The organism is Microbacterium sp. Soil_N32, from assembly GCF_057655505.1.
This window is the reverse complement of the sequence record NZ_JBDGME010000019.1, coordinates 842,661-864,497: the sequence shown is the minus strand read 5'-3', so window position 1 is coordinate 864,497 and position 21,837 is coordinate 842,661. Positions and strand designations below refer to the sequence as shown.

Below are 21,837 nucleotides of genomic sequence, written 5' to 3'. Positions count from 1 at the left end.
TCGTCACAGACAGGCGCGGGTCGGCGCGGAAGTTCTCCACAGGTCGGCGTGGACCGCACTGGAGCTGACGAGGGCGGAGGACAATGGGGGGCATGACCGATTCGCCGCGTGCCGAGACGCGGTTCCTCGCGCCCGCCCAGGTCGCCGAGCTGCTCGGGCTCGACGTCGACGAGACGATCGCTCTCGTGCTCGAGGGACGCCTGCGCGGCATCCAGGTCGGAGTCCCTCCGCGGTGGCGCATCGAGCAGGCGAGCCTCGAGGAGTATCTCGCCGAGCAGACCGAGATCTCGCGGCGGATGGCGCTGTGGCGCCAGTCCAACGAAGCCAGCTTCCCCGAGGTCTGGGGCGCCGCGCGTCACCGGATCTGATTCGCGACCACGCGCACGTCGACGACGGCCGGGAACGGCACCAACCGGAATTCGCGTACCGCGCGCGCCGTGCGGGGTGCCCCGGCATCGTGGATGGCGATGTCGAGGTGGTCGGCGCCGGCACGGTCGATTGTCCCGTGGATCTCTCCCGAGACCCGTGTCGACAGGTGCACGGGCACGCGTCGCCGAGCCAGGTCCCGCAGCACAAACCCGAACGTCGCCCGGCCGTGCAGAGACGCCGTGCTCGACGGCACGTCGTCGAGGCTCCGGAGTATCGCGCCGTGGTCGGTTCCGAGACCGTGCACCGAATGGAGCGGCAGGAGGTGGACGCATCCGGGGAGGCTCGATGCCGCGCGCGCTTCCTCGATCGCAAGCCAGTCCGCGCCCACCGTACGGACGACTCCCGAGACCCGCCGACCATCAGGGAGTTCGCACACGACGGGCGCTTCGCCGGCGCTGAGCGCGCGGAGCCGGTCGCTCATCGAGAGACGTGAGATGCGCAGACGTTCGGACTCCGCGTCGCGCACCGCGCGTTCGGCCTCCCACTCGGCGGCCAGCTGACCTTCCAGGTCGTCGAAGAGTCGGTCCCAGTTCACGCGACCGAGCGTAGGGGAGTCGGCCCGCGCGTATACGAGTTATCCACATTCCGGCGGCAGACGCCCCCGGGGCGCCGAGCGGTCGTGCTCTACTGACTCGCGATCTTCCCCGATGGAAAGTGCGACATGACGCTTCACGAGTATTTCGCTCCCCAGCCCACACCCACCGCCGAACTGCCGGACCCGGCCCCCCCTGCTGCGTTCTCTGACCCAGGGTGTGCTCGAGGTCCTCGGGGGTGTGCGAGAGGTCGATCAGCTGGCGCGCTGGTTCAGCGAAGACGCGTTCCGCAGTCTGGTGACGCGGGCCAACCTCTCCGCCCGGGCTCGCAGTGCCCGCGGCGTTGCGCCGGCCCGACCCGTCTTCGAGCTGCGCTCCCTCCGCATCTCGGAGCCGGTCGACGGGGTCATCGAGGCGGTCGTCGTCGTCATGGGTCCCGGCCGCACCCGCGCCGTGGCGATCCGCCTCGAGGGCATGGACCGTCGCTGGCGCGCGACGTCGCTGGCCATCCTCTGAGGGCGGGGACCGTAGGCTGGTGGGGTGTCCACGCTCTCCGATCTCGTCCATGCCCAGGGACTGCTGACCGACGGCGACGTCGAATGGCTGCACCGTCTCGCGAGCGACGGCCAGCTGCTCGCCGACCTCGCGTCCGCCGACATCGTCGTGTGGGTGCAGACCGAGGATTCGTCGTTCGTGGCCGTGGCGCACGCCCGGCCCAGTGGGGCCGCCACCCTGTTCTATCGCGACATCGTGGGGGAGCGGGTGCGTCCGCAGTGGCGCACCCAGGTGCAGAGCGCATTCGACACCGCCGAGATCGTCGACTCCTCGTCACCCGATTGGTTCGAGGAGACGCCGACCCGTGTGCGCGCGGTGCCGATCGTCAGCGAACGCCGCTCCGGCGACCAGCCGCCGAAGGTCATCGGTGTAGTGACGCGTCACACCAACCTGGGGGAGGCGCGCACTCCCTCGCGCCAGCAGATCACCTTCGACGACTGCGCGAACGACCTGTTCCGCATGATCGCCGACGGCAGCTTCCCCGACCCCGCGGCGCCCACCTCGCCGCGCCGGGGCGCTCCGCGCGCATCCGATGGGCTCATCAGGATCGATGTCGACGGCGTGACGACGTTCGCGAGCCCGAACGCGCTCTCGGCCTTCAACCGCATGGGCTTCGACGACGAGCTGGAGGGCGAGTCCCTCGCCGAGGTGACCACCCGCATCGTCCCGCCGTCGCGGCAGGTCGACGAGTCGCTCCCCGTCGTCGTCACGGGGCGGGCCCCCTGGCGCACCGACGTGGAGGCGCGCGGGGTGACGGTGTCGCTGCGTGCGATCCCGCTCAAGGACCACGGCACGCGCATCGGAGCGATCGTTCTCTGTCGCGACGTGTCGGAGCTGCGGCACCAGGAGCAGGAACTGATCACGAAGGACGCGACGATCCGCGAGATCCACCACCGCGTCAAGAACAATCTCCAGACGGTGGCGTCGCTTCTGCGCATCCAGGCGCGGCGCACCCACTCCGATGAAGCGCGAGACGCTCTGACCCAGGCGATGCGCCGTGTCGACTCCATCGCCGTCGTGCACGACACGCTCGCGCAGGGACTCACCCAGAAGGTCGACTTCGACGAGGTGTTCCACCGGGTGCTGAAGCTCGTCGCCGAGGTCGCCTCCGCCCCGAACACGCGGGCACGCACGCAATACACCGGACGCTTCGGCGTGCTGCCGAGCGAGTACGCCACGCCGCTGGCACTGGCGCTGACCGAGGTCGTGACGAACGCCGTGGAGCACGGTCTCGCCGGCCAGGAGGGCGTCGTCACCATCGATGCGGCGCGCACCGAGGAGAATCTGCGCGTGACCGTGCGCGACACCGGGCACGGCCTGCCCGAGGGGCGTATCGGCCAGGGCCTGGGCACTCAGATCATCCGCACCCTGATCCAGGGGGAGCTCGGCGGCTCGATCGCCTGGCACGGCGACGACGGCCAGGGCACGGAGGTCGTGATCGACATCCCCCTGCGCTGGTTGCAGAAGTAGGACGGGGCGTCACACTCCCGCACACGCGAAGACCCCGCCGTCGGATGAATCCGGGGCGGGGTCTTCGCGGTGATCAGGAGGCGCGGCGGGCGCGAGCAGCGCGACGCTTGAGGGCGCGACGCTCGTCTTCCGACAGGCCGCCCCAGACGCCCGAGTCCTGACTGGTCTCGAGGGCGTACTGGAGACAGATCTCGGTGACGGTGCAGGTGGCGCAGACGGTCTTCGCCTTCTCGATCTGGTCGACGGCCGGACCGGTGTTTCCGACGGGGAAGAACAGTTCGGGGTCGACGGTCAAGCAGGCGGCTTTGTCGCGCCAGTCCATGGGGGCTCCTCGGTGTGGATTGTCGTGAGACTCGCGATGCGAGGTCTCGATTCGGGTCTCGGCTCGGGATCCGTTACCCTGTTGAGATGCGGGCGGATGCCCGTGAATTGTGATGCGAGCGGATCGCCCGCCCCACGCCGCTGTGGGAGCACATGACTGTTTCTATTGTGTTACAGGAAACCTTCTAAATCAAGGCTTTTTGTCGCTCATAACCGATTCCCAGGAGACTTCGTGCGCGCACCCCGACTCGCGAACGCGGCAGCGGCGGTCCTGGCAGCCGAAGGCGCCGCGCTCACGGTGGTGGCGTTCCTGGAGCTCCTGGGGCTCGGAGCGGGCGACGCGTCCTCGCTCCCGACTGCCATCGCGTTGATCGTCCTGACCCTCATCGGTGCCGCCGGCCTCTTCGCCTTCGCCGCGGGAGTTCGCGTCGGGCGCTCCTGGGCGCGGTCGGGGGGCGTGGTCCTGCAGGTGCTCGCGGTCGTCATCGCGCTCGCATCGCTCACGCTGGCGCCGGTGCCGTGGGCGTTCGTCCTCGGGGCGGGGCTGCCCGGTCTGATCGGCTTCGCGCTGCTGATCGCGAGCGCCCGCCGCGAAGCCGGCGTCGCGGAAGGGCGCGCAGAGAACTGAGTCGCGCGCCGCGACGTCAGGCGTCGATGCCGAGGAGTTTGCGCAGCCGCGCGACGTGCCCCGTCGCCTTGACGTTGTACTGCGCGAGCGAGATCGTGCCGTCCTCGTCGAGGACGAAGGTCGAGCGGAGCACGCCCTCGATCACCTTTCCGTAGTTGGTCTTCTCGCCCCAGGCGCCGTAGGCATCGTGGACGGCGTGGTCGGGGTCGCTCAGCAGCGGGAACGTCAGGCCGTCGCGCTCCCGGAACGCGGCCAGCTTGGCGGGCTCATCCCTCGAGACGCCGACGACCTGGTATCCCGCGCCCTCCAGCGAGGCGATGCTGTCGCGGAAGTCGCACGCCTGCGTCGTGCATCCGGGCGTCATCGCTGCCGGGTAGAAGTACAGCACCGTCTTGCGCCCCCGCAGATCGGCGAGCGAGACGCTGCGGCCGTCCTGGTCGAGGAGGGTGAAATCGGGGGCGGGCATTCCGGCTTCGAGGCGCTGAGTCACCCGCTCAGCCTACCGGCCGAAGGGGTGCTCCGCCTTGTCGGCGAAGGTCTGCAGCAATCGCTGGAGGGAGTCGAGACGCGCACGCCCCGTGTCGCCGAGTTCGCCGCTCTCCGCGGCTTCGATGAGGGCGCAGTCCGGGGCGTCTGCGAGGTGCGTGCAGCCGCGAGGGCATCGCTCCGCGATCTCAGCGAGCTCGGTGAACGCGGCGAGGATGTTCGCCGGATCCACGTGCCCCAGCCCGAAGGAGCGGACGCCGGGAGTATCGATCACCCATCCGCTGCCCCCGTCGCCGCGGTACCGCAGCGACACGGTCGATGACGAGGTGTGCCGGCCCCGTCCCGTCACCTGGTTGACGTGCCCCGTCGCGCGTCCCGCCGACGGGACGAGCGCGTTGACGAGCGTGGACTTGCCGACGCCGGAGTGCCCCACGAACACGGTCGAGTGCCCGACGAGCGCCGCGCCGATCTCGTCGACGGGCATGACGTCGCGGGCGCTGGTGAAGACGCGGAGGTCGAGACCCTCGAAGTGCGCGAGGAACGAGGACGGATCGGCGAGGTCGGTCTTGGTCACCACGAGCAGGGGTCGGATGCCGGCGTCGAGGGCGGCCACGAGGTAGCGATCGACGAGGCGCTCGCGGGGCTCGGGGTCGGCCGCCGCGACCACGACGAGCATCTGATCGGCGTTGGCCACGATGACCCGCTCGACCTGATCGGTGTCGTCCGCGCTGCGGCGCAGCAGGGAGGACCGCTCGACGATCCCCACGATCCGCCCCAGCGTGCCGTCGGCTCCCGAGGTGTCGCCGACGACCCTGGCGCGGTCGCCCGTGACGATGGGCGTCTTGCGCAGTTCCCGCGCGCGTGTGGAGGTGATGGTTCGCTCGTCGGCGGTGTTCTCGCCGAGCAGCACGGCGTAGCGGCCGCGGTCGACCCCGAGGACGCGCCCGATCTCCGCGTTCTCGTGAGCCGGGCGACGCTTCGTGCGGGGGCGGTTGCCCTTCGGGTTCGGCCGCGAGCGGATGCTGCTCTCGTCGAAGTCCTCGAAGCCGTCGTCGAGGTCGTCGGTGTCGTCGAGCCAGCTCACGCGGCGCTGCCCGCGAGCATCCGCTCCCACAGGAGGGTGAATTCGGGGAGCGTCTTCGCTGTCGTCCCGATGTCGTCGATCTCGACCCCCGGAACGCGGAGCCCGATCAGCGCGCCGGTCGTCGCCATGCGGTGGTCGTGATGCGCTCTCCACGTGCCGCCGGTGAGCGCGCGGGGGATCACTCGGAGCCCGTCGGGCAGTTCCTCGGCCTCGCCGCCGAGCGCGCGGAGGTTCCCGATCAGCGCCGCGATGCGGTCGGTCTCGTGCAACCGGATGTGACCGATGCCGCGGATGGTCGTCGGGCCATCGGCGAAGGCGGCCAGCCCGACGAGAGTGGGCGTGAGCTCGCTCGCGGCCGACAGGTCGAGCTCGAGACCGCGGATGCCGCTGCCGGCGCGCACCGTGAGCGCCCCGCCGTGTCGGCTGGTGTGGGCGCCCATGGCCTGCAGGATCTCGGGCAGCAGGGCGCCCGGCTGCGTGGAGTGGGCGGGCCACCCCGTCACGGAGACCGCACCGCCCGTAACCAGGGCTGCGGCGAGGAAGGGCGCGGCGTTCGAGAGGTCGGGCTCGATCGCGATCTCCTTCGCGCGCGGCACGCCCGCCTCGACGAGCCACTCGCCGGTGGCCGGACGTTCGATGCGGATGCCGCGTCGGCTGAGCGCCTCGATGGTCATGTCGATGTGCGGCAGGCTCGGCAGGTGCTCGCCGGTGTGCACGAGGTGGAGGCCGACATCGAAGCGCGGTGCGGCGAGCAGCAGGCCGGAGACGAACTGGCTCGAGGCGGAGGCGTCGATCTCGACGCGACCCCCGCGGATGCGCCCGTGCCCGCGGATGGTGAAGGGCAGCGCCCAGGTTCCCTCGTCGTCGATGTCGACGCCGAGGTCGCGGAGAGCGGTGATAAGGCCGCCCATCGGCCGGTGCAGCGCGGTCTCGTGCGCGGTGAGGTGCACGTCGGACGCCGCGAGCCCGGCGAGCGGGGCCACGAAGCGCATCACCGTTCCCGCCTGGCCGCAGTCGACGGTCACGCCGCCCCGGAGGTGCGCGGGTGTGACGACGAGGTCCGGGCCGAACTCGCCGCCCGTGTCGACCTCGTCGATGCCGATGCCTAGAGCCCGCAGCGCGTCGACCATGCGCCGCGAGTCGTCGGAGTGGAGGGGGGCGATGAGGCGACCGGGTCCATCGGCGATGGCGGCGATGATGAGCTCGCGGTTCGTCAGCGATTTCGAGCCCGGAATCGTCAGCGTCGCGTGGACCGGCTGCTCGCCGACGGGCGCGGCGTAGACGCCCCGGGCGGGGGAGGGGGAATACCTGTTCGCGCTCATCGGTTTCCACCTTAGTGAACGGCGGCGCACCCGCCGAGAAGGAGATCGGATGCTGGCGACGCTGGAGCGTGGGGCGGTGGACATCGGCGGCCTAGACTGGCCCGTGATGGATGACACCGCAACCGCAGCGACCTCGAACGACTCCCAGCGCGAGTTCGAGGAGCAGGCGCTCCCGTTCATGGATCAGCTCTATGCGGCCGCCATGCGCATGACGCGCAACCCGGCCGACGCCGCCGACCTCGTGCAGGAGACGTTCGTCAAGGCCTACGGATCGTGGGCGACGTTCTCGCAGGGGACGAATCTCAAGGCGTGGCTGTACCGGATCCTCACCAACACGTACATCAACATCTATCGCAAGAAGCAGCGCGAGCCCTTCCAGGGCACGATCGACGAGCTCGAGGATTGGCAGCTCGGCGGCGCCGAGTCGACCACGGCGAGCCACAGCCGCTCGGCGGAGGCGGAGGCGATCGACCACATGCCGGCGTCGATCGTGAAGGACGCGCTGCAGGCGGTCCCCGAGGACTTCCGGCTCGCGGTGTACCTCGCCGATGTCGAAGGCTTCGCGTACCAGGAGATCGCCGACATCATGAAGACCCCCATCGGCACCGTGATGAGCCGCCTGCACCGTGGCAGGCGGATGCTGCGGGAGCTGCTGGCAGATTACGCCGCGGAACGGGGCATCGCCGCGGCCGAGAAGAGGAGCGGGAAATGAGCGACTGCGGTTGCGACAAGGCGCGTCGGGATCTGGAGGAGTACCTCCGCAACGAGGTGTGCAACACCGAGCACGCCGAGATCCGCGAGCACCTGGAGAACTGCCCGGCGTGCCGCGACGAGGCTCTCGTCGCGACGACCTTGACCGAGGTCATCGCGCGGGCCTGCAAGGAGACGGCGCCGGAGCAGCTGCGCGATCAGGTGTTCGCGCGCCTGCGCGAGGTGCAGGCCGCCCAGCACTGACCGTCCGACGGGTGTCGACGGGTCGCCATAGGGTGGAGGCATGACCTTCATCGATGCGCGCGAGATCCCGGCCGACACGACCTCCCGTGACCGACTGCGGGATTCCGGACTGGACTACCGCGTCGTCGACCTCCGCGACGACGTGCAGGCACGTCCGTTCCAGCGCGCGGTGGGGCGGGGCTTCCTCGGCGGCGAGCAGAACGACGAAGCGTTGGCCTTCTCCCGCGAGTCGCTCTCCGAGCGCCGCACGACCGGTGTCTTCGAGCAGCAGGCGACGCCGGGGGCACTGCCCGTCGCCACCATCGACTCCTGGGTGACGCCGCTGACCGTGCCGGGAGGAGAGATCCCGATGTGGGCGATCAGCGGAGTCACGGTCGCGGGCACCCACCGGCGGCGCGGCATCGCGCGCGCTCTGCTCGAGGGCGAACTGCGCGCGGCCCGGTCCGCAGGGATCGCCGTCGCGGGGCTCACGGTGTCGGAGGCGACGATCTACGGCCGCTACGGCTTCGGCTCCGCCCTGCCGGCCACGCGATTCATGGTCGACACCCGCCGGGCCGGATGGGGCGGGTTCGCACCGACCGGACGGCTGGAGTACCGGGAGCGGGAGCAGCTGGCCGACGACCTCGCACAGGTGCACGAGCGGGTGCGACGCACGCGATCCGGGCGGATCGCCGGCTGGCCCGGCCGCTGGCAGCAGTTCGCCGGAGTGGCCCCGACCGAGACCGACCGCGACAAGGTGCGCGGTGTGCGCCACCTCGACGACGACGGCGAGGTGCGCGGCGTGCTGGTGTACACGGTCGACGACCGTGAGGGCAGCTTCCGCTTCTCGTTGCGGGTGCGGATGCTCGTCGCCGAGACGCGCGACGCCCGCGCGGCGCTGTGGCGATTCGCTGTGCAGCACGACCTCGTCGACGAGGTCACCGCAGACCTGCAGGCGCCCGACGACCCGCTTCCGTGGCTCGTCGCGGATCAGCGGGGCGTGACCCAGGAGGTGCATGACCACGGCTGGCTGCGCATCCTCGACGTTCCCGCGGCCCTCGCCGCGCGGACCTACGCGGCGGACGTCGAGCTGACGCTGCGCGTGGTCGATCCGCTGGGCTTCGCCGACGGAACCTGGCAGCTGCGCGCCGCCGCCGGTGACTCTGCGAGCATCGTCGCCGCCGAGGCATCCGATCCGGCATCCGTCACGATCGGCGTCGCGGCGCTGTCGTCGCTCTACGCGGGCGGCGTGCGCGCCTCGGCCCTCGCCGCCGCAGGGCTCATCGAGGCCGACGACGCCGCTCTCCGCGTGCTCGACGTCGCGTTCTCGGTGTCTCCGGCGCCCTCGCTCGACATCTGGTACTGACTCGACGCACCGGCCGGTGCATAGCGCACACGACCGGCATACGCAGAAGAGGCGCCCCCGGCGGAACCGGGGGCGCCTCTTCTGCGTATGGTCGCTCGTCAGCCGAGCGTGAGTGCCTCGCGCAGCAGGGCGGACTGCTCGGCGGCATGCACCTTCGACGATCCCGTCGCGGGCGATGCCGAGGCCGAGCGCGCGATCGGTCGGAACGAGCGGTCGCCGGGCACGTCGGCGAAGGCGAGCGCGAGGAACGGCCAGGCGCCCTGGTTCTCCGGCTCCTCCTGCACCCACACCAGCTCGGCGTTCGGGTAGGAGTCGGTGATGGCCTTGAGACCCTCGATCGGCGTCGGGTACAGCTGCTCGAGGCGCACCAGGGCGATCTCCGGGTTCGGGTTCTTCTCGAGCTCGCTGCGGAGGTCCCAATGCACCTTGCCCGAGTGCACGAGCACGCGCTTGACCGCCGAGCGGTCGAGACCGCGGTCGTCGTCGATCACCGGCTCGAATCGGCCCTGCGTGAAGGCCTCGACGGGGCTGGTCGCTCCGCGCAGACGCAGCATCGCCTTGGGGGTGAAGACCACCAGGGGCTTGCGCGGACGTGCGTACGCCTGGCGACGCAGCAGGTGGAAGTACGACGCCGGGGTCGACGGCCGGGCGACGATCATGTTCTCCTGCGCGCAGAGCTGCAGGAAGCGCTCGATGCGAGCCGACGAGTGGTCGGGGCCCTGGCCCTCGTAGCCGTGGGGGAGGAGCAGCGTCACGCTGGACTGCTGACCCCACTTCTGCTCGGCGGCCGAGATGTACTCGTCGATGACCGACTGCGCACCGTTGACGAAGTCGCCGAACTGCGCCTCCCAGAGCACCAGGGCCTCGGGCGCCTCGACCGAGTAGCCGTACTCGAAGCCGAGCGCGGCGTACTCGCTGAGCAGCGAGTCGTAGACGAAGAAGCGCCCCTGGGCGTCGGAGAGGTTCGACAGCGGCAGCCACTCCTGGCCGTTCGCCCGGTCGTGCAGGGTCGCGTGCCGCTGCACGAACGTGCCGCGGCGCGAGTCCTGGCCGGCGAGACGCACGGTCGTGCCCTCCACGAGCAGCGATCCGAAGGCGAGCAGCTCGCCGAAGCCCCAGTCGATCCCGCCGTTGCGGCTCATGTCGAGACGCTTGTCGAGGAGCTGCTGGATCTTCGGGTGCACCGAGAAGCCCTCGGGCTTGTTGACGAACGCGTCGCCGATCAGACGGATGACCTCGCCGGGCACGCCCGTGACCTCGGGGGCACCGACCTGGTCGTCGGCAGGAGCGGCCTCCGGGGCGACCGGGTTCGCACCGGTCTCGGCCGCATGCGTCTCGGCGAAGGCGATCTCGAGGCGGTTCTGGAAGTCGGCCTTGGCCTCGTCGTACTCCTCCTCGGTGATGTCACCCCGACCGACGAGCGACTCGGTGTACAGGCGGCGCACGGAGCGCTTCGCCTGGATGAGGTCGGTCATCAGCGGCTGCGTCATCGACGGGTCGTCGCCCTCGTTGTGACCGCGGCGGCGGTAGCAGACGAGGTCGATCACGACATCGCGATGGAAGCGCTCGCGATACTCGAACGCGAGCTGCGCCACGTGGATGACGGCCTCGGGGTCGTCGCCGTTCACGTGGAAGACCGGCGCCTGGATCGTCTTCGCGACATCGGTCGAGTAGACCGAGGTGCGGGCGTCGCTGGGAGTTGTCGTGAAGCCGACCTGGTTGTTCACGACGACATGGATCGTGCCTCCCGTGCGGTACCCGCGCAGCTGCGACATCTGCAGCGTCTCGACGACGACGCCCTGGCCCGCGAAGGCCGCGTCGCCATGCACGAGAATCGGCAGCCAGGCGAACGTGCCGATCGGCTTGCGGTCCTGCTTGGCGCGGACGATGCCCTCGAGCACGCCGTCGACGGTCTCGAGGTGCGAGGGGTTCGCAGCGAGGTACACGGGGAGCGAGGCGCCGTCCTCGGCGACGAAGGTGCCCTCGGTGCCGAGGTGGTACTTCACATCGCCGGAGCCGCGCTGGTTGCCCGGGGTCTGGATGCCCTCGAACTCGCGGAAGACCTGGCCGTAGGTCTTGCCCGCGATGTTGGTGAGCACGTTCAGTCGACCGCGGTGCGCCATGCCGATCGCGGCACCCTCGAGACCGGCGTTCGCCGCGCCCTGAAGGATCTCGTCGAGCAGCGGGATCAGCGATTCGCCGCCCTCAAGGGAGAAGCGCTTCTGCCCCACGAACTTCGTCTGCAGGAAGGTCTCGAAGGCCTCGGCCTCGTTGAGCTTGCGCAGCACGCGCAGCTGCTCGTCGTGACCCGGCTTCTGGTACTTGACCTCGACCTTCTCCTGGAACCACTGCCGCTGCTCGGGGTCCTGGATGTGCATGTACTCGATGCCGAGGGTGCGGCAGTAAGAATCGCGCAGCACGCCGAGGATGTCGCGCAGCTTCGCGACGCGGCGGCCGCCGAAGCCCCCCGTGACGAACTCGCGGTCGAGGTCCCAGAAGGTGAGTCCGTGGCTCTCGATCTCGAGGTCGGGGTGCGAGCGCTGGCGGTACTCGAGCGGGTCGATGTCGGCCATGAGGTGGCCGCGCACCCGGAACGAGTTGATCAGTTCCTGCACCCGCGACTGCTTGTCGACGCGCTCGGCCAGGTCGACGGCGATGTCGGGGTTCCAGTGGATGGGCGCGTACGGGATGCGCAGCGCCGCGAAGATGTCGTCGTAGAAGCCGCGCTGCCCGATAAGCAGCTCGTGCACCTTCTTGAGGAACTCGCCGGAGCCCGCACCCTGGATGACGCGGTGGTCGTAGGTGCTCGTGAGGGTGATCGTCTTGCCGATCGCGAGCTCGTTGAGCGTCTTCTGGCTGGCGCCCTGGAACTCGGCCGGGTAGTCGAGGGCGCCTGCACCGATGATGCAGCCCTGGCCCTTCATGAGACGGGGGACCGAGTGCACGGTGCCGATGCCGCCCGGGTTCGTGAGCGACACGGTCGTGCCCTGGAAGTCGGCGGCGGTCAGCTTGTTGTTGCGCGCGCGGGTCACCAGGTCCTCGTAGGCGGCGAGGTACTCGGTGAAGGTCATGGTGTCGGCCTTCTTGATGCTGGGCACCATGAGCGCGCGCGTGCCATCGGGCTTCGGCAGGTCGATCGCGATGCCGAGGTTCACGTGCGCGGGAGCCACGACCGAGGGCTTGCCGTCGATCTCGGCGTAGAACACGTTCTGGCTGCGGAACTCGTCGAGGGTGCGGATGAGCGCCCAGCCGATGAGGTGGGTGAAGCTGACCTTGCCGCCGCGCGTGCGCGACATGTGGTTGTTGATGACGATGCGGTTGTCGATCATCAGCTTCGCCGGGATCGTGCGGACGCTGGTGGCCGTCGGCACCGTCAGCGACTCGTCCATGTTGGCGGCGAGCGTCTTCGGCATGCCGCGAAGGACGGTGACCTTGTCCTCTTCGACCGTCTCGGTCTCGGCAGGAGCCGCGGGCTTCGGCGCCTGCGCGGGGATGGGCGCGGCGGTGGCCGGCTTCGCGGTGGTGCGAGCGACGGGCTGCGAGCCGATCACGGGGATCGGAGCGGTGATGGGATGCGCCGGCTCGGCGGCGGCCGGGGCAGACCCGTTGTCGGCGGGGTATTTCTCGAGAATCGGCCACCACTCCTTGTCGACGGAGTCGCGGTTCTCCTTGAACTGCTCGTAGAGCTCTTCGACGAGCCAGGAATTGGCTCCGAACCCCCCGTCGCCACCGACGCCGGTCACCTGGTTCGACACGCTCGATCGCCCTCTTTCATCGCTGAAGATCACACAGTGCTCGCCGGCCGCGGGATGCGCCTGGGTCCGCACACTCTCGACCACCCAGCCTAACCTGTTTCCCCGCGCGGATCGTCGAGGACTGTCCGCGATCCGTTCGACCTCGATACCGTGGGGGCATGGAGTTCTCAGGTGCCCAGCCGGCCGTCGACCTCACCTATTCCGACGTGTTCCTCGTGCCGCGGCGATCCGCCGTAACCAGCCGCCTGCAGGTCGATCTCGCGCCGCAGGACGGCACCCCGGCGACGCTGCCCCTCGTCGCGTCGAACATGAACTCGGTGACGGGGCCGCGACTCGCCGCGGTGCTCGCGCGCCGCGGGGGTCTCGGCGTCCTGCCGCAGGACATGCCGCTGCAGGACCTCGACGCGGCGATCCGCGACGTGAAGTCGCAGCCCGTGCTCTGGGACACTCCGCTCGTCCTCCCGCCCCACGCCACGGTGGCCGACGCTCTGCGGCTGCTGCCTGCGGTCGCCGGGCACGGCATCGTCGTCGCGGTCGGGGCGGCTCCGCACGGTGTCGGCGACATCCGCGGCGTCCTGCCCGCGAGTCGTCTCGCCACGGCCCTGCCGGACGCGCAGCTCGGCGATCTCGTGCACGGCGGCACACCGTCGATCGACGCGGACGACATCGGGTCGGAGCGCCACGCGTTCGACGTGATCACGGATGCCGGGGTCGAGACCGTGCCGGTGATCAGGCACGGTCAGCTCGTCGGCACGCTGAGCGCCCGCAGTGCGCTGCGCTCGACGCTCTACCGCCCCGCGGTGGACGCGGACGGACGCCTCATCGTGGCAGCCGCGATCGGCATCAACGGCGACGTCGCCGCGAAGGCGAGGGCGCTGGCCGCCGCGGGCGTCGACGTGCTCGTGCTCGACACGGCGCACGGCCACCAGGAGGGGATGCTGCGCGCGCTGCGCACGGTGTCGGGCCTCGGTCTCGGGCTTCCCCTCGTCGCCGGGAACATCGTCACCGCCGACGGCGTGCACGACCTCGTCGAGGCCGGCGCGTCCATCCTCAAGGTCGGCGTCGGCCCGGGGGCGATGTGCACGACCCGGATGATGACGGCGGTCGGCCGACCGCAGTTCTCAGCCGTCCTCGAGACGGCGGAGGCCGCGCGCGGAGTCGGCGCGCACGTCTGGGCGGACGGGGGCGTGCGCTACCCCCGCGACGTGGCCCTGGCGCTCGCCGCCGGAGCGGCCAGCGTCATGATCGGGTCGTGGTTCGCGGGCACGATCGAGGCACCGGGGGAGTTGCAGCGCGATGCCGACGGGCGCGTCTTCAAGGAATCGTGGGGAATGGCATCCACGAAGGCCGTGCAGGCGCGATTCGGACGGCTCGACGCCTACGAGCGCGCCCGCAAGGAGCTGTTCGCCGAAGGCATCTCGTCGTCGAAGATCTACCTCGATCCGCTGCGCCCCGGCGTCGAGGACCTGCTCGACATGATCACCTCCGGTGTGCGCTCCTCGTTCACCTACGCCGGAGCGGCGACCGTGCGCGAGTTCCACGACCGCGCGCTCGTCGGTCTGCAGTCCGCCGCGGGGTATGAAGAGGGGAAGGCGCTGCCCGTCAGCTGGTGAGAGTCCCGCCCGCGCCGGGCGGGACTCTGTAGAATCGTCCTCACTATGGACGACCCTCCCAGTTGCAGTCGATCGCCCCACTGTCCGCCTCTCCTGCCGGAGGGGAACCTCTGATGGACTACATCATGTTGGGCGTGGGGCTCCTGCTCACGGTCGGCACCGGCCTGTTCGTCGCGAGCGAGTTCGCGCTGGTCAACCTCGACCGCGCCGACCTCGAGGCGCGGCAGGAACGCGGCGAGTCCCGGCTCTCGCTCACGATCAGCGCGCTGCGGCACACCTCGACGCATCTCTCGTCGGCCCAGCTCGGCATCACGCTGACGACGCTCCTCACCGGGTACACGATGGAGCCGGCGCTGTCGAACCTGCTGCGGCCGACGCTCCTGGCGTGGCGCCTTCCAGAACCGGTCGTGGCCCCGATCGCCACGGTGGTGGCGATGTTCCTCGCGACCGTGGTCTCGATGATCCTCGGCGAGCTCGTGCCCAAGAACTTCGCGCTCGCGCTGCCGCGCGCGACGGCCAAGCTCGTCGTGCCGTTCCAGGTGCTGTTCACGACCGTCTTCAAGCCGGCGGTTGTCGTGCTGAACGGCAGCGCGAACGGCGTGCTGCGCAGCATGGGCGTCGAGCCGAAGGAAGAGCTGTCGGGCGCGCGCAGCGCCGAGGAGCTCTCCTCTCTCGTGCGCCGTTCTGCCAGCGCCGGTGTGCTCGAGGCCGACACCGCGACGCTCCTCGATCGCACCCTCACGTTCTCGCGTCTCACGGCCGCCGACGTCATGACCGCACGACCGAGCATGCATGCCATCGCCGCGGGCGACTCGGCCGACGACGTCATCCAGCTCGCCCGCCGCACCGGACACAGCCGATTCCCGGTCTACGACGACGATCTCGACGACATCACCGGCGTCGTGCACCTCAAGGCGGCGGTATCGGTGCCGCGCGAGCGGCGCAGCGAGGTCCCCGTCGGCGCGCTCTCGACCGAGCCGCTCCGCGTGCCGGAGACGGTGCACGTCGACGGTCTCATCTCGGAGCTGCGTGCGCGCGGCTACCAGCTCGCCGTCGTGGTCGACGAGTACGGCGGTACCGCGGGACTCGTGACCTTGGAGGACCTCGTGGAGGAGCTCGTCGGCGAGGTGTCGGACGAGCACGACCGCACGCGCGCCGGGGTCATCCGCGGGCGCGACGGTCTCACCTTCCCCGGTGAGCTGCGTCCAGACGAGCTGCGCAGCCGGGCGGGAATCGAGGTGCCGGAGGGCGATGTCTACGACACGGTGGGCGGCTATGTCATGAGCGTGCTCGAAAGGGTGCCCGCCGTGGGCGACGAGGTGCCGCTCGACAGCGGCACACTGCACGTGGTGCGCATGGACGGGCGTCGGGTCGACCGCATCCGCTTCGTTCCGAGACCGGACGAGACCGACGAGGAGGTGAACCGATGAGCGATTGGGCGGGACTGGCCTGGCTCGTCGTGCTGCTGCTCGGCAACGCCTTCTTCGTCGGGGCCGAGTTCGCGGTCATCTCGGCGAGACGCTCGCAGATCGAGCCGCGCGCCGAAGAGGGGTCGCGTGCAGCGAAGACCGCGCTCTACGCCATGGAGCACGCGACCCTCATGCTGGCGACCTCGCAGCTGGGTATCACCATCTGCTCCCTGCTGATCCTGAACGTCTCGGAGCCGGCGATCCACCACCTCCTCGCCGTGCCGCTGCACGCGATCGGGTGGCCGGATGCCGCGGTCGACGCGGTGTCGTTCGCGATCGCCCTGATCATCGTGTCGTTCCTGCACGTCGTGTTCGGGGAGATGGTGCCGAAGAACCTCGCGTTCTCGGTGCCCGACCGCGCGGTGCTGCTGCTCGCCCCGCCGCTCGTATGGGTGTCGAAGGTGTTCATGCCGGTGATCTGGGTGCTGAACGCGGCCGCCAACGCGGTGCTGCGGCTCTTCCGCGTCGAACCGAAGAACGAGGCGGCCTCGACGTTCACGCTGGAGGAGGTCGCGACGATCGTCGATCAGTCGCGCCGCGAGGGCGTGCTCATGGACACGGCCGGAGCGGTCGCCGCCGCGGTCGAGTTCACCGACAAGAAGGCCCGCGATGTGGCCGTTCCGTTGAGCGACCTCGTCACCCTGCCGGAGTCGACGACGCCCGACGACATCGAGAAGGCCGTGGCGCGCTACGGCTTCTCGCGGTACGTGATCGTGGACGACGAGCAGGCACCGATCGGCTACGTGCACCTGAAGGACATCCTGCGCGCGTCCGACGGTCCGGACGCGGACGCCCGGATGTCCGAACCGCTGCCCGCCAAGCGCATCCACCACATGGTGCCGGTGCAGGAGGACACCGACCTCGAGGACGCGCTCGCCGTCATGCGCCGTGCCGGGCGGCATCTCGCGAAGGTGCGCGACGGTCGGGGTGCGACCACCGCGGTGCTCTTCCTGGAGGACATCCTGGAGGAGCTCGTGGGCGAGGTGCAGGACGCCACCCGTCGGGTCCGCGGCCACTGACCTCGATCGACCACGAAGGCCGCCGACCCCTGGGGGGACGGCGGCCTTCGTCGTGCGACGGGGCGACGCGCTCAGCGCCAGCGCGAGCGGTCGTACTGCGGGGGCCAGGGCACGTCGTCGCCGAGTTCGTGCGCGGCGCGCAGGCCGAAGTGCGGGTCGCGCAGCCACTCGCGCCCCGCGAAGATCGCGTCGGCGGCGCCCTCGGCGAGAACCTCCTCGGCCTGCGCGGCCGCCGTGATGAGGCCCACGGCCGAGACCGGGATGCGGCCGCCCTGTCGAACGGTCTCGGCGAGCGGTACCTGGTAGCCGGGGAAGACGTCGATCCGCTGGTGCGCGACCAGCCCGCCGCTGGACACGTCGATCAGGTCGGCGCCGTGCGCCGTGGCCCACGCTCCCACCTGCGCGGCCTCCTCCGGCGAGAACCCGCCCTCGGCATGGTCGGTGGCGGAGATGCGGACGAAGATCGGGACGCCGTCGCCGGCCGCGGCCCGCACGGCGTCGAGGACGCGGAGGAGCAGACGAGCGCGGTTCTCGAGCGTGCCGCCGTATTCGTCGTCGCGCAGGTTCGACAGCGGGGAGAGGAACTGATGCAGCAGGTAGCCGTGCGCGCCGTGGATCTCGAGCACGTCGAAGCCGGCCTCCACGGCGCGGCGGGCGGCGTCGCCGAAGGCCGCCACCACGCGATCGATGCCCGCGGTGTCGAGCGCAGCGGGTTCCGCGTACCCCTCGAAAGGGACGGCGGAGGGGGCGGTCGTCGTCCAGCCCCCCTCGGACGCGGGCACCGAGCCGCGCGCATCCGCCCAGGGCCACCACGTCGACGCCTTGCGGCCGGCGTGGGCGAGCTGGACGCCGGCGAGCGAGCCGCGGTCGTGGATCGCCCGCACGATGGGCTCCCACGCGTCTCGCTGCTCGTCTGTCCACAGTCCTGCATCACGCGGGGAGATGCGTCCCTCGGGGACCACGGCGGTGGCCTCGGCGACGATGAGGCCGGCGCCGCCGGAGGCGAACTGCGCGAGGTGGGTGTGGTGCCATTCCTGCACCACTCCGTCGACGGCGCTGTACATGCACATGGGCGACACCCACAGGCGATTGCGGAACTCGACGGATCGGATGCGCAGGGGGGAGAAGAGGATGCTCACGCAACGACGCTACCGCCGTGCGCGCGGGGCTCGGGCCGCCCGGCTAACGTGGACTCATGGTCGAGGTGCGCGAATGGTCCCGCGGTGACACGGCGCGGGTGCTGCGCGCTCCTACGCCCGACGACGACAAGTACTCGCGCGGCGTGGTCGCGCTGCGCACGGGCTCGCCGGCCTACCCCGGGGCCGCGGTGCTCGGCGTCGAGGCCGCGTGGCGCGCGGGCGCGGGCTTCGTGCGCTACGTCGGCGAGGAGCGGGTCGCGGATGCCGTTCTCGCCCGCCGTCCCGAGACCGTGACGGGCCGCGACGTCGGCCGGACGCGGGTGGACGCCTGGGTCGTCGGATCGGGGACGGATGCCGCGCACCGCCGACCCGACGAGGAGGAGCACCTGCGGGCCCTGCTTCGCGGCGATGCGCGCGTCGTGGTGGACGCCGGAGCCCTCGACCTCGTCGACCGTCCCGCTGCGCCGACCCTGCTCACGCCGCACGCCAAGGAGTTCGCGGGCCTGCGCCGCCGGCTTGGTCTGCCGACCGGGGGCGACCGCGTCGCCGAGGCGAGCGAGGCCGCGAGGGCGTTGCAGGTCGCGGTGCTCCTGAAGGGGTCGCGCACTCTGGTCGCCGCACCGGGCGGGGAGGTGATCGCGATCGATGCGGGCACCGCCTGGCTCTCGACGGCAGGCACGGGCGACGTGCTCGGCGGCGTACTGGGCGCGGTCCTCGCGGCGGCGTCCGCGTCGTCGCTGACGGAGGCGGCCGCGGCCGGGGCCTGGCTCCACGGCCACGCCGCGCGGATCGCCTCCGGCACGACGAACGGGGAGCCGGGGCATCCGATCGTCGCGCTCGACGTGGCGGAGGCGCTGCCGCGCGCGATCGCGGACGTCCTGGCGTGACGCGCCGGACGGCGCAGGTCGCAGCGCTGTGGGGGGTCTTCCTCCTCGCCCATCTGACGACGGCGTGGCTCGGCTGGGTCCTCCCGAGTCAGCCGATGGGCGATGTCGTCCTGGTGTACGAGCCGTGGGCGTCGGCCGCCCTCTCCGGCGGGCCGATCGTGGGCGTCACCGAGCCGTGGGTGTACCCGCAGCTGGCCCTGCTCCCGATACTCGCCGCGAAGCTGCTCGCCTCACCGCTGGTGGCCGCCCTCGGCGTCTCGGCCGCCTACCTGGTCGCGTGGGCCGTGCTGGTGACCGTTCTCGACGCCGTGGCGTTCGCCGTGCTGATCGGACGCCGTCCTTCTGCGCCGCGACGCGCGGCCGGCTGGTTCTGGTGCGCGGCGCTGGTGCTGCTCGGTCCGATCGCCCTCTACCGCCTCGATGCGATCACGCTGCCCCTCGTCGTGGTGGCGGGGCTGTGGATCGCCTCGCGCCCGGCGGTCGCCGCTGCCCTGCTGACGGTCGCCGCCTGGATCAAGATCTGGCCGGGCGCCGTGCTGATCGCGGGTCTCGTCGCCGTCCGTCATCGGGCGCGGATGCTCGGGGCAGCGGCGGCCGTCACGGTCGTCGTGCTCGCGGGTCTGCTTCTGCTCGGCGCACGCGAGGAGATCCTCGGCTTCCTCGGCGCGCAATCCGGCCGAGGGCTGCAGATCGAGGCCGTCGCCGCGACGCCGTTCCTCTGGCTGGCGACCGTCGGGGCGGCGCGGATCGAGTACAGCTTCGAGATCCTGACCTTCCAGATCGCCGCGCCGGGTGCCGAGGCGGTCGGCGCCGCGTTGACGCCGGTCATGGCGGTGGTCGTCGGCGGCATCATCGCGCTGGGCGTCTGGAGGGCGCGGCGTGGTGCCGCCCCCACGCGGCTCCTACCCCCTCTCGCGTTGAGCCTCGTCGCCGCGCTCATCGCGACGAACAAGGTGGGCTCGCCGCAGTTCCAGGTCTGGCTGCTCGCGCCCGTCGTGCTCTGGCTCGTGGCGGACCGCGTGCGCGCGCACGCCGCGGCGCTCCTCGTGCTGGTGCTGTGCCTCCTCACGTTCCTCGTCTACCCGCTCGCCTACGACGCGCTTCTCCAGGCGCAGCCGCTCCCGGTCGCCCTGCTCACGGCGCGCAATGCACTGCTCCTCGTCCTCCTCGCCGTCGGCATCCGCGCCGTGGTGCTGGTCCCCACCGTCCGACCCTCGACCCTCCGGGAGTGAAATCATGCTGATCGCCTTCTCCGTCGCCCCGTCCGGCTCCGCCAGCGCCGACGGTTCCGTGCACGATGCGGTGGCCGCCGCCGTGCGCGTCGTGCGCGCGTCGGGCCTGCCGCACCGCACCACGAGCATGTTCACCGAGATCGAAGGCCCCGACTGGGACACGGTGATGGACGTCGTCAAGCGCGCCACCGAGGCCGTGATGCCCTTCGGCTCCCGCGTGTCGCTCGTCCTGAAGGCCGATATCCGTCCGGGCTACTCCGGCGAGCTCGACGCCAAGCTCGAGCGTCTCGAGCGGGCGATCGACGGCGACGCCGAATAGCCGCCGGTCGGCCGGTGTGCCGCTCAGCCGGTAAGCTGATCCGGTGAATCCCTCGACTGAATCGAGGGGTGCGGCGAAGTGGGCGCTCCTCTCCCTCGCCATCGGCAGTTTCGGCATCGGCATGACCGAGTTCGTGATCATGGGCCTGCTGCCCGACATCGCGTCCGACCTGCTCCCTTCCCTCTGGGCGTCCAGCCAGGAGGACGCGCTCAGTCAGGCCGGCTGGCTCGTGTCGCTCTACGCGCTCGGCGTCGTGGTCGGCGCTCCCACGATCGCGGGATTCGCCGCGCGGTTCCCCCGGCACCGCGTGATGATCGTGCTCGCGCTGGCCCTCACGGTGTTCAACGCGCTCACCGTCGTGCTCCCGACCTTCGAACTCGTCGGGGTCTCGCGCTTCCTCGCGGGTCTCCCGCACGGGGCGTACTTCGGCATCGGCGCCCTCGTCGCGGCCGAGGTGATGGGCCCGGGCAATCGGGCCAAGGGTGTCGCGTTCATCCTCACCGGCCTCACCGTCGCGAACGTGGTCGGTGTCCCGCTGGGTACCTTCCTCGGGCAGCAGTTCGGATGGCGGGCCGCCTTCGCCGTCGTCGCTCTGGTCTTCGCCGCCGCGACCGTCTGCATCGCGCTGCTCGTGCCCGAGCACCCGGGCACGCCGGGGCGCACCATGCGGCAGGAGCTCGGCGTTTTCCGCATCGGTCAGGTGTGGTTCACGCTCGGCGTCGGCGCGATCGGCTTCGGCGGGTTCTTCGCCGTGTACAGCTACATCGCGCCCCTCGTCACGGAGGTCTCGGGGTCGCCGGAATGGGTGGTCCCGATCATCCTCGTCCTGATGGGCCTCGGCATGACCGCCGGCAACCTCGTCGGTGGTCATCTCGCCGACATCGACCTGCGCCGCACGCTGCTGATCGGTCTGGGCGCGATGGCTGTCGTGTTCGCGGTGCTCGCTCTCGTATCGCCCTGGATCATCCTGCTCGCGCTGCTGGTGCTCATCGTCGGTTTCGTCTCGTCGGTGCTGAGCCCCACCATCCAGACGCGCCTGATGGACGTGGCGGGCGACAACCAGTCGATCGCCGCGGCGATGAACCACTCCGCCCTCAACATCGGCAACAGCCTGGGTGCCTTCCTCGGCGGGGCGGTCATCGCCGCGGGCTGGGGCTACACCGCACCTTCGTGGACGGGCGCGGCGCTGGCGGTCGCGGGCCTGCTCATCGCCCTGCTGTCGTACCGCGTCGAGGCGCGTCGCGCCGCCGTGCGGGAGCGCGTCGCGGCGTAGGGTG

Annotated in this window: 20 protein-coding genes and 1 pseudogene; 14 read left to right on the top strand and 7 right to left on the bottom strand. The window is 70.8% G+C overall.

Translation table 11 applies throughout. The features are described 5' to 3' along the window. Positions 1-92: 92 nt before the first annotated feature. On the top strand, positions 93-368 hold the full coding sequence (locus tag AC3A3J_RS12400) for a helix-turn-helix domain-containing protein (protein WP_487672558.1): 276 nt from the start codon (positions 93-95) through the stop codon (positions 366-368). Here the strand turns inward: AC3A3J_RS12400 and AC3A3J_RS12395 are convergent. Continuing rightward, positions 356-964, bottom strand: a complete 609-nt coding sequence (locus AC3A3J_RS12395; protein WP_487672557.1) for a hypothetical protein — start codon at positions 962-964, stop codon at positions 356-358. The two genes, AC3A3J_RS12400 and AC3A3J_RS12395, sit on opposite strands and share 13 nt — an antisense overlap. A 126-nt stretch (positions 965-1,090) precedes the next feature. On the opposite strand from AC3A3J_RS12395, the pseudogene AC3A3J_RS12390 reads away from it, so the two are divergent. Then, a pseudogene (locus AC3A3J_RS12390) lies at positions 1,091-1,478 on the top strand (Rv3235 family protein). 24 nt (positions 1,479-1,502) lie between these two features. Beyond that, a complete protein-coding gene (locus AC3A3J_RS12385) occupies positions 1,503-2,987 on the top strand; it encodes a sensor histidine kinase (protein ID WP_487672556.1) in 1,485 nt (494 codons plus the stop codon). Between the two features lie 73 nt (positions 2,988-3,060). On the opposite strand, the gene AC3A3J_RS12380 is transcribed toward AC3A3J_RS12385, so the two are convergent. Next, positions 3,061-3,309, bottom strand: coding sequence for a WhiB family transcriptional regulator (locus tag AC3A3J_RS12380; RefSeq protein WP_017203224.1), 249 nt, complete (start codon positions 3,307-3,309; stop codon positions 3,061-3,063). A gap of 231 nt (positions 3,310-3,540) precedes the next feature. On the opposite strand from AC3A3J_RS12380, the gene AC3A3J_RS12375 reads away from it, so the two are divergent. Then, on the top strand, positions 3,541-3,936 hold the full coding sequence (locus tag AC3A3J_RS12375; RefSeq protein ID WP_487672555.1) for a hypothetical protein: 396 nt from the start codon (positions 3,541-3,543) through the stop codon (positions 3,934-3,936). A gap of 16 nt (positions 3,937-3,952) precedes the next feature. Here the strand turns inward: AC3A3J_RS12375 and bcp are convergent, their stop codons facing one another. The 3 genes from bcp to aroA are packed head-to-tail and all read right to left on the bottom strand — an operon-like array spanning position 3,953 to position 6,828. Beyond that, on the bottom strand, positions 3,953-4,426 hold the full coding sequence (bcp, locus tag AC3A3J_RS12370) for a thioredoxin-dependent thiol peroxidase (protein ID WP_487672554.1): 474 nt from the start codon (positions 4,424-4,426) through the stop codon (positions 3,953-3,955). 9 nt (positions 4,427-4,435) lie between these two features. Continuing rightward, entirely contained in the window at positions 4,436-5,506 is a 1,071-nt protein-coding gene (rsgA, locus tag AC3A3J_RS12365; protein WP_487672553.1) for a ribosome small subunit-dependent GTPase A, read from the bottom strand. Continuing rightward, on the bottom strand, positions 5,503-6,828 hold the full coding sequence (gene aroA / locus AC3A3J_RS12360) for a 3-phosphoshikimate 1-carboxyvinyltransferase (protein ID WP_487672552.1): 1,326 nt from the start codon (positions 6,826-6,828) through the stop codon (positions 5,503-5,505). The genes rsgA and aroA overlap by 4 nt, the downstream gene beginning before the upstream one ends. Before the next feature lie 49 nt (positions 6,829-6,877). Here aroA and AC3A3J_RS12355 point away from each other — a divergent pair, with 49 nt between their 5' ends. The 3 genes from AC3A3J_RS12355 to AC3A3J_RS12345 are packed head-to-tail and all read left to right on the top strand — an operon-like array spanning position 6,878 to position 9,127. Beyond that, positions 6,878-7,540 carry a sigma-70 family RNA polymerase sigma factor gene (locus AC3A3J_RS12355; protein WP_314646616.1) on the top strand — a complete coding sequence of 221 codons (663 nt, stop codon included), beginning with the start codon at positions 6,878-6,880 and terminating at the stop codon, positions 7,538-7,540. Then, complete coding sequence (locus tag AC3A3J_RS12350) at positions 7,537-7,782, top strand: zf-HC2 domain-containing protein (RefSeq protein ID WP_487672551.1); 246 nt, start codon at positions 7,537-7,539, stop codon at positions 7,780-7,782. Before AC3A3J_RS12355 ends, AC3A3J_RS12350 begins: the two co-directional genes overlap by 4 nt. A 40-nt stretch (positions 7,783-7,822) precedes the next feature. Further along, a complete protein-coding gene (locus tag AC3A3J_RS12345) occupies positions 7,823-9,127 on the top strand; it encodes a GNAT family N-acetyltransferase (RefSeq protein WP_487672550.1) in 1,305 nt (434 codons plus the stop codon). Positions 9,128-9,225: 98 nt separating this feature from the next. Here AC3A3J_RS12345 and AC3A3J_RS12340 read toward each other — a convergent pair whose 3' ends face one another. Next, positions 9,226-12,882, bottom strand: a complete 3,657-nt coding sequence (locus tag AC3A3J_RS12340; RefSeq protein ID WP_487672549.1) for a multifunctional oxoglutarate decarboxylase/oxoglutarate dehydrogenase thiamine pyrophosphate-binding subunit/dihydrolipoyllysine-residue succinyltransferase subunit — start codon at positions 12,880-12,882, stop codon at positions 9,226-9,228. 158 nt (positions 12,883-13,040) lie between these two features. Here AC3A3J_RS12340 and guaB1 point away from each other — a divergent pair, with 158 nt between their 5' ends. From guaB1 to AC3A3J_RS12325, 3 genes are all read left to right on the top strand, one after another. Then, positions 13,041-14,495, top strand: a complete 1,455-nt coding sequence (guaB1, locus tag AC3A3J_RS12335) for a GMP reductase (protein WP_487672548.1) — start codon at positions 13,041-13,043, stop codon at positions 14,493-14,495. Between the two features lie 113 nt (positions 14,496-14,608). Continuing rightward, positions 14,609-15,925, top strand: a complete 1,317-nt coding sequence (locus AC3A3J_RS12330; protein ID WP_487672547.1) for a hemolysin family protein — start codon at positions 14,609-14,611, stop codon at positions 15,923-15,925. Next, positions 15,922-16,983: a hemolysin family protein gene (locus AC3A3J_RS12325; RefSeq protein WP_487672546.1), complete on the top strand. Its 1,062-nt coding sequence runs from the start codon at positions 15,922-15,924 to the stop codon at positions 16,981-16,983. Before AC3A3J_RS12330 ends, AC3A3J_RS12325 begins: the two co-directional genes overlap by 4 nt. A gap of 71 nt (positions 16,984-17,054) precedes the next feature. On the opposite strand, the gene AC3A3J_RS12320 is transcribed toward AC3A3J_RS12325, so the two are convergent. Further along, positions 17,055-18,122: an NADH:flavin oxidoreductase/NADH oxidase gene (locus tag AC3A3J_RS12320; protein WP_487672545.1), complete on the bottom strand. Its 1,068-nt coding sequence runs from the start codon at positions 18,120-18,122 to the stop codon at positions 17,055-17,057. Between the two features lie 56 nt (positions 18,123-18,178). On the opposite strand from AC3A3J_RS12320, the gene AC3A3J_RS12315 reads away from it, so the two are divergent. Genes AC3A3J_RS12315 through AC3A3J_RS12300 form a run of 4 tightly spaced genes read left to right on the top strand, consistent with a single transcriptional unit; the run spans position 18,179 to position 21,833 of the window. After that, on the top strand, positions 18,179-19,009 hold the full coding sequence (locus AC3A3J_RS12315; RefSeq protein ID WP_487672544.1) for an ADP-dependent NAD(P)H-hydrate dehydratase: 831 nt from the start codon (positions 18,179-18,181) through the stop codon (positions 19,007-19,009). Then, positions 19,006-20,241, top strand: coding sequence for a hypothetical protein (locus AC3A3J_RS12310; protein WP_487672543.1), 1,236 nt, complete (start codon positions 19,006-19,008; stop codon positions 20,239-20,241). The genes AC3A3J_RS12315 and AC3A3J_RS12310 overlap by 4 nt, the downstream gene beginning before the upstream one ends. Positions 20,242-20,245: 4 nt before the next feature. Next, positions 20,246-20,560 carry a thiamine-binding protein gene (locus AC3A3J_RS12305; protein WP_487672542.1) on the top strand — a complete coding sequence of 105 codons (315 nt, stop codon included), beginning with the start codon at positions 20,246-20,248 and terminating at the stop codon, positions 20,558-20,560. 43 nt (positions 20,561-20,603) lie between these two features. Further along, positions 20,604-21,833, top strand: a complete 1,230-nt coding sequence (locus AC3A3J_RS12300; RefSeq protein WP_487672541.1) for an MFS transporter — start codon at positions 20,604-20,606, stop codon at positions 21,831-21,833. The last annotated feature ends 4 nt before the right edge of the window (positions 21,834-21,837 follow it).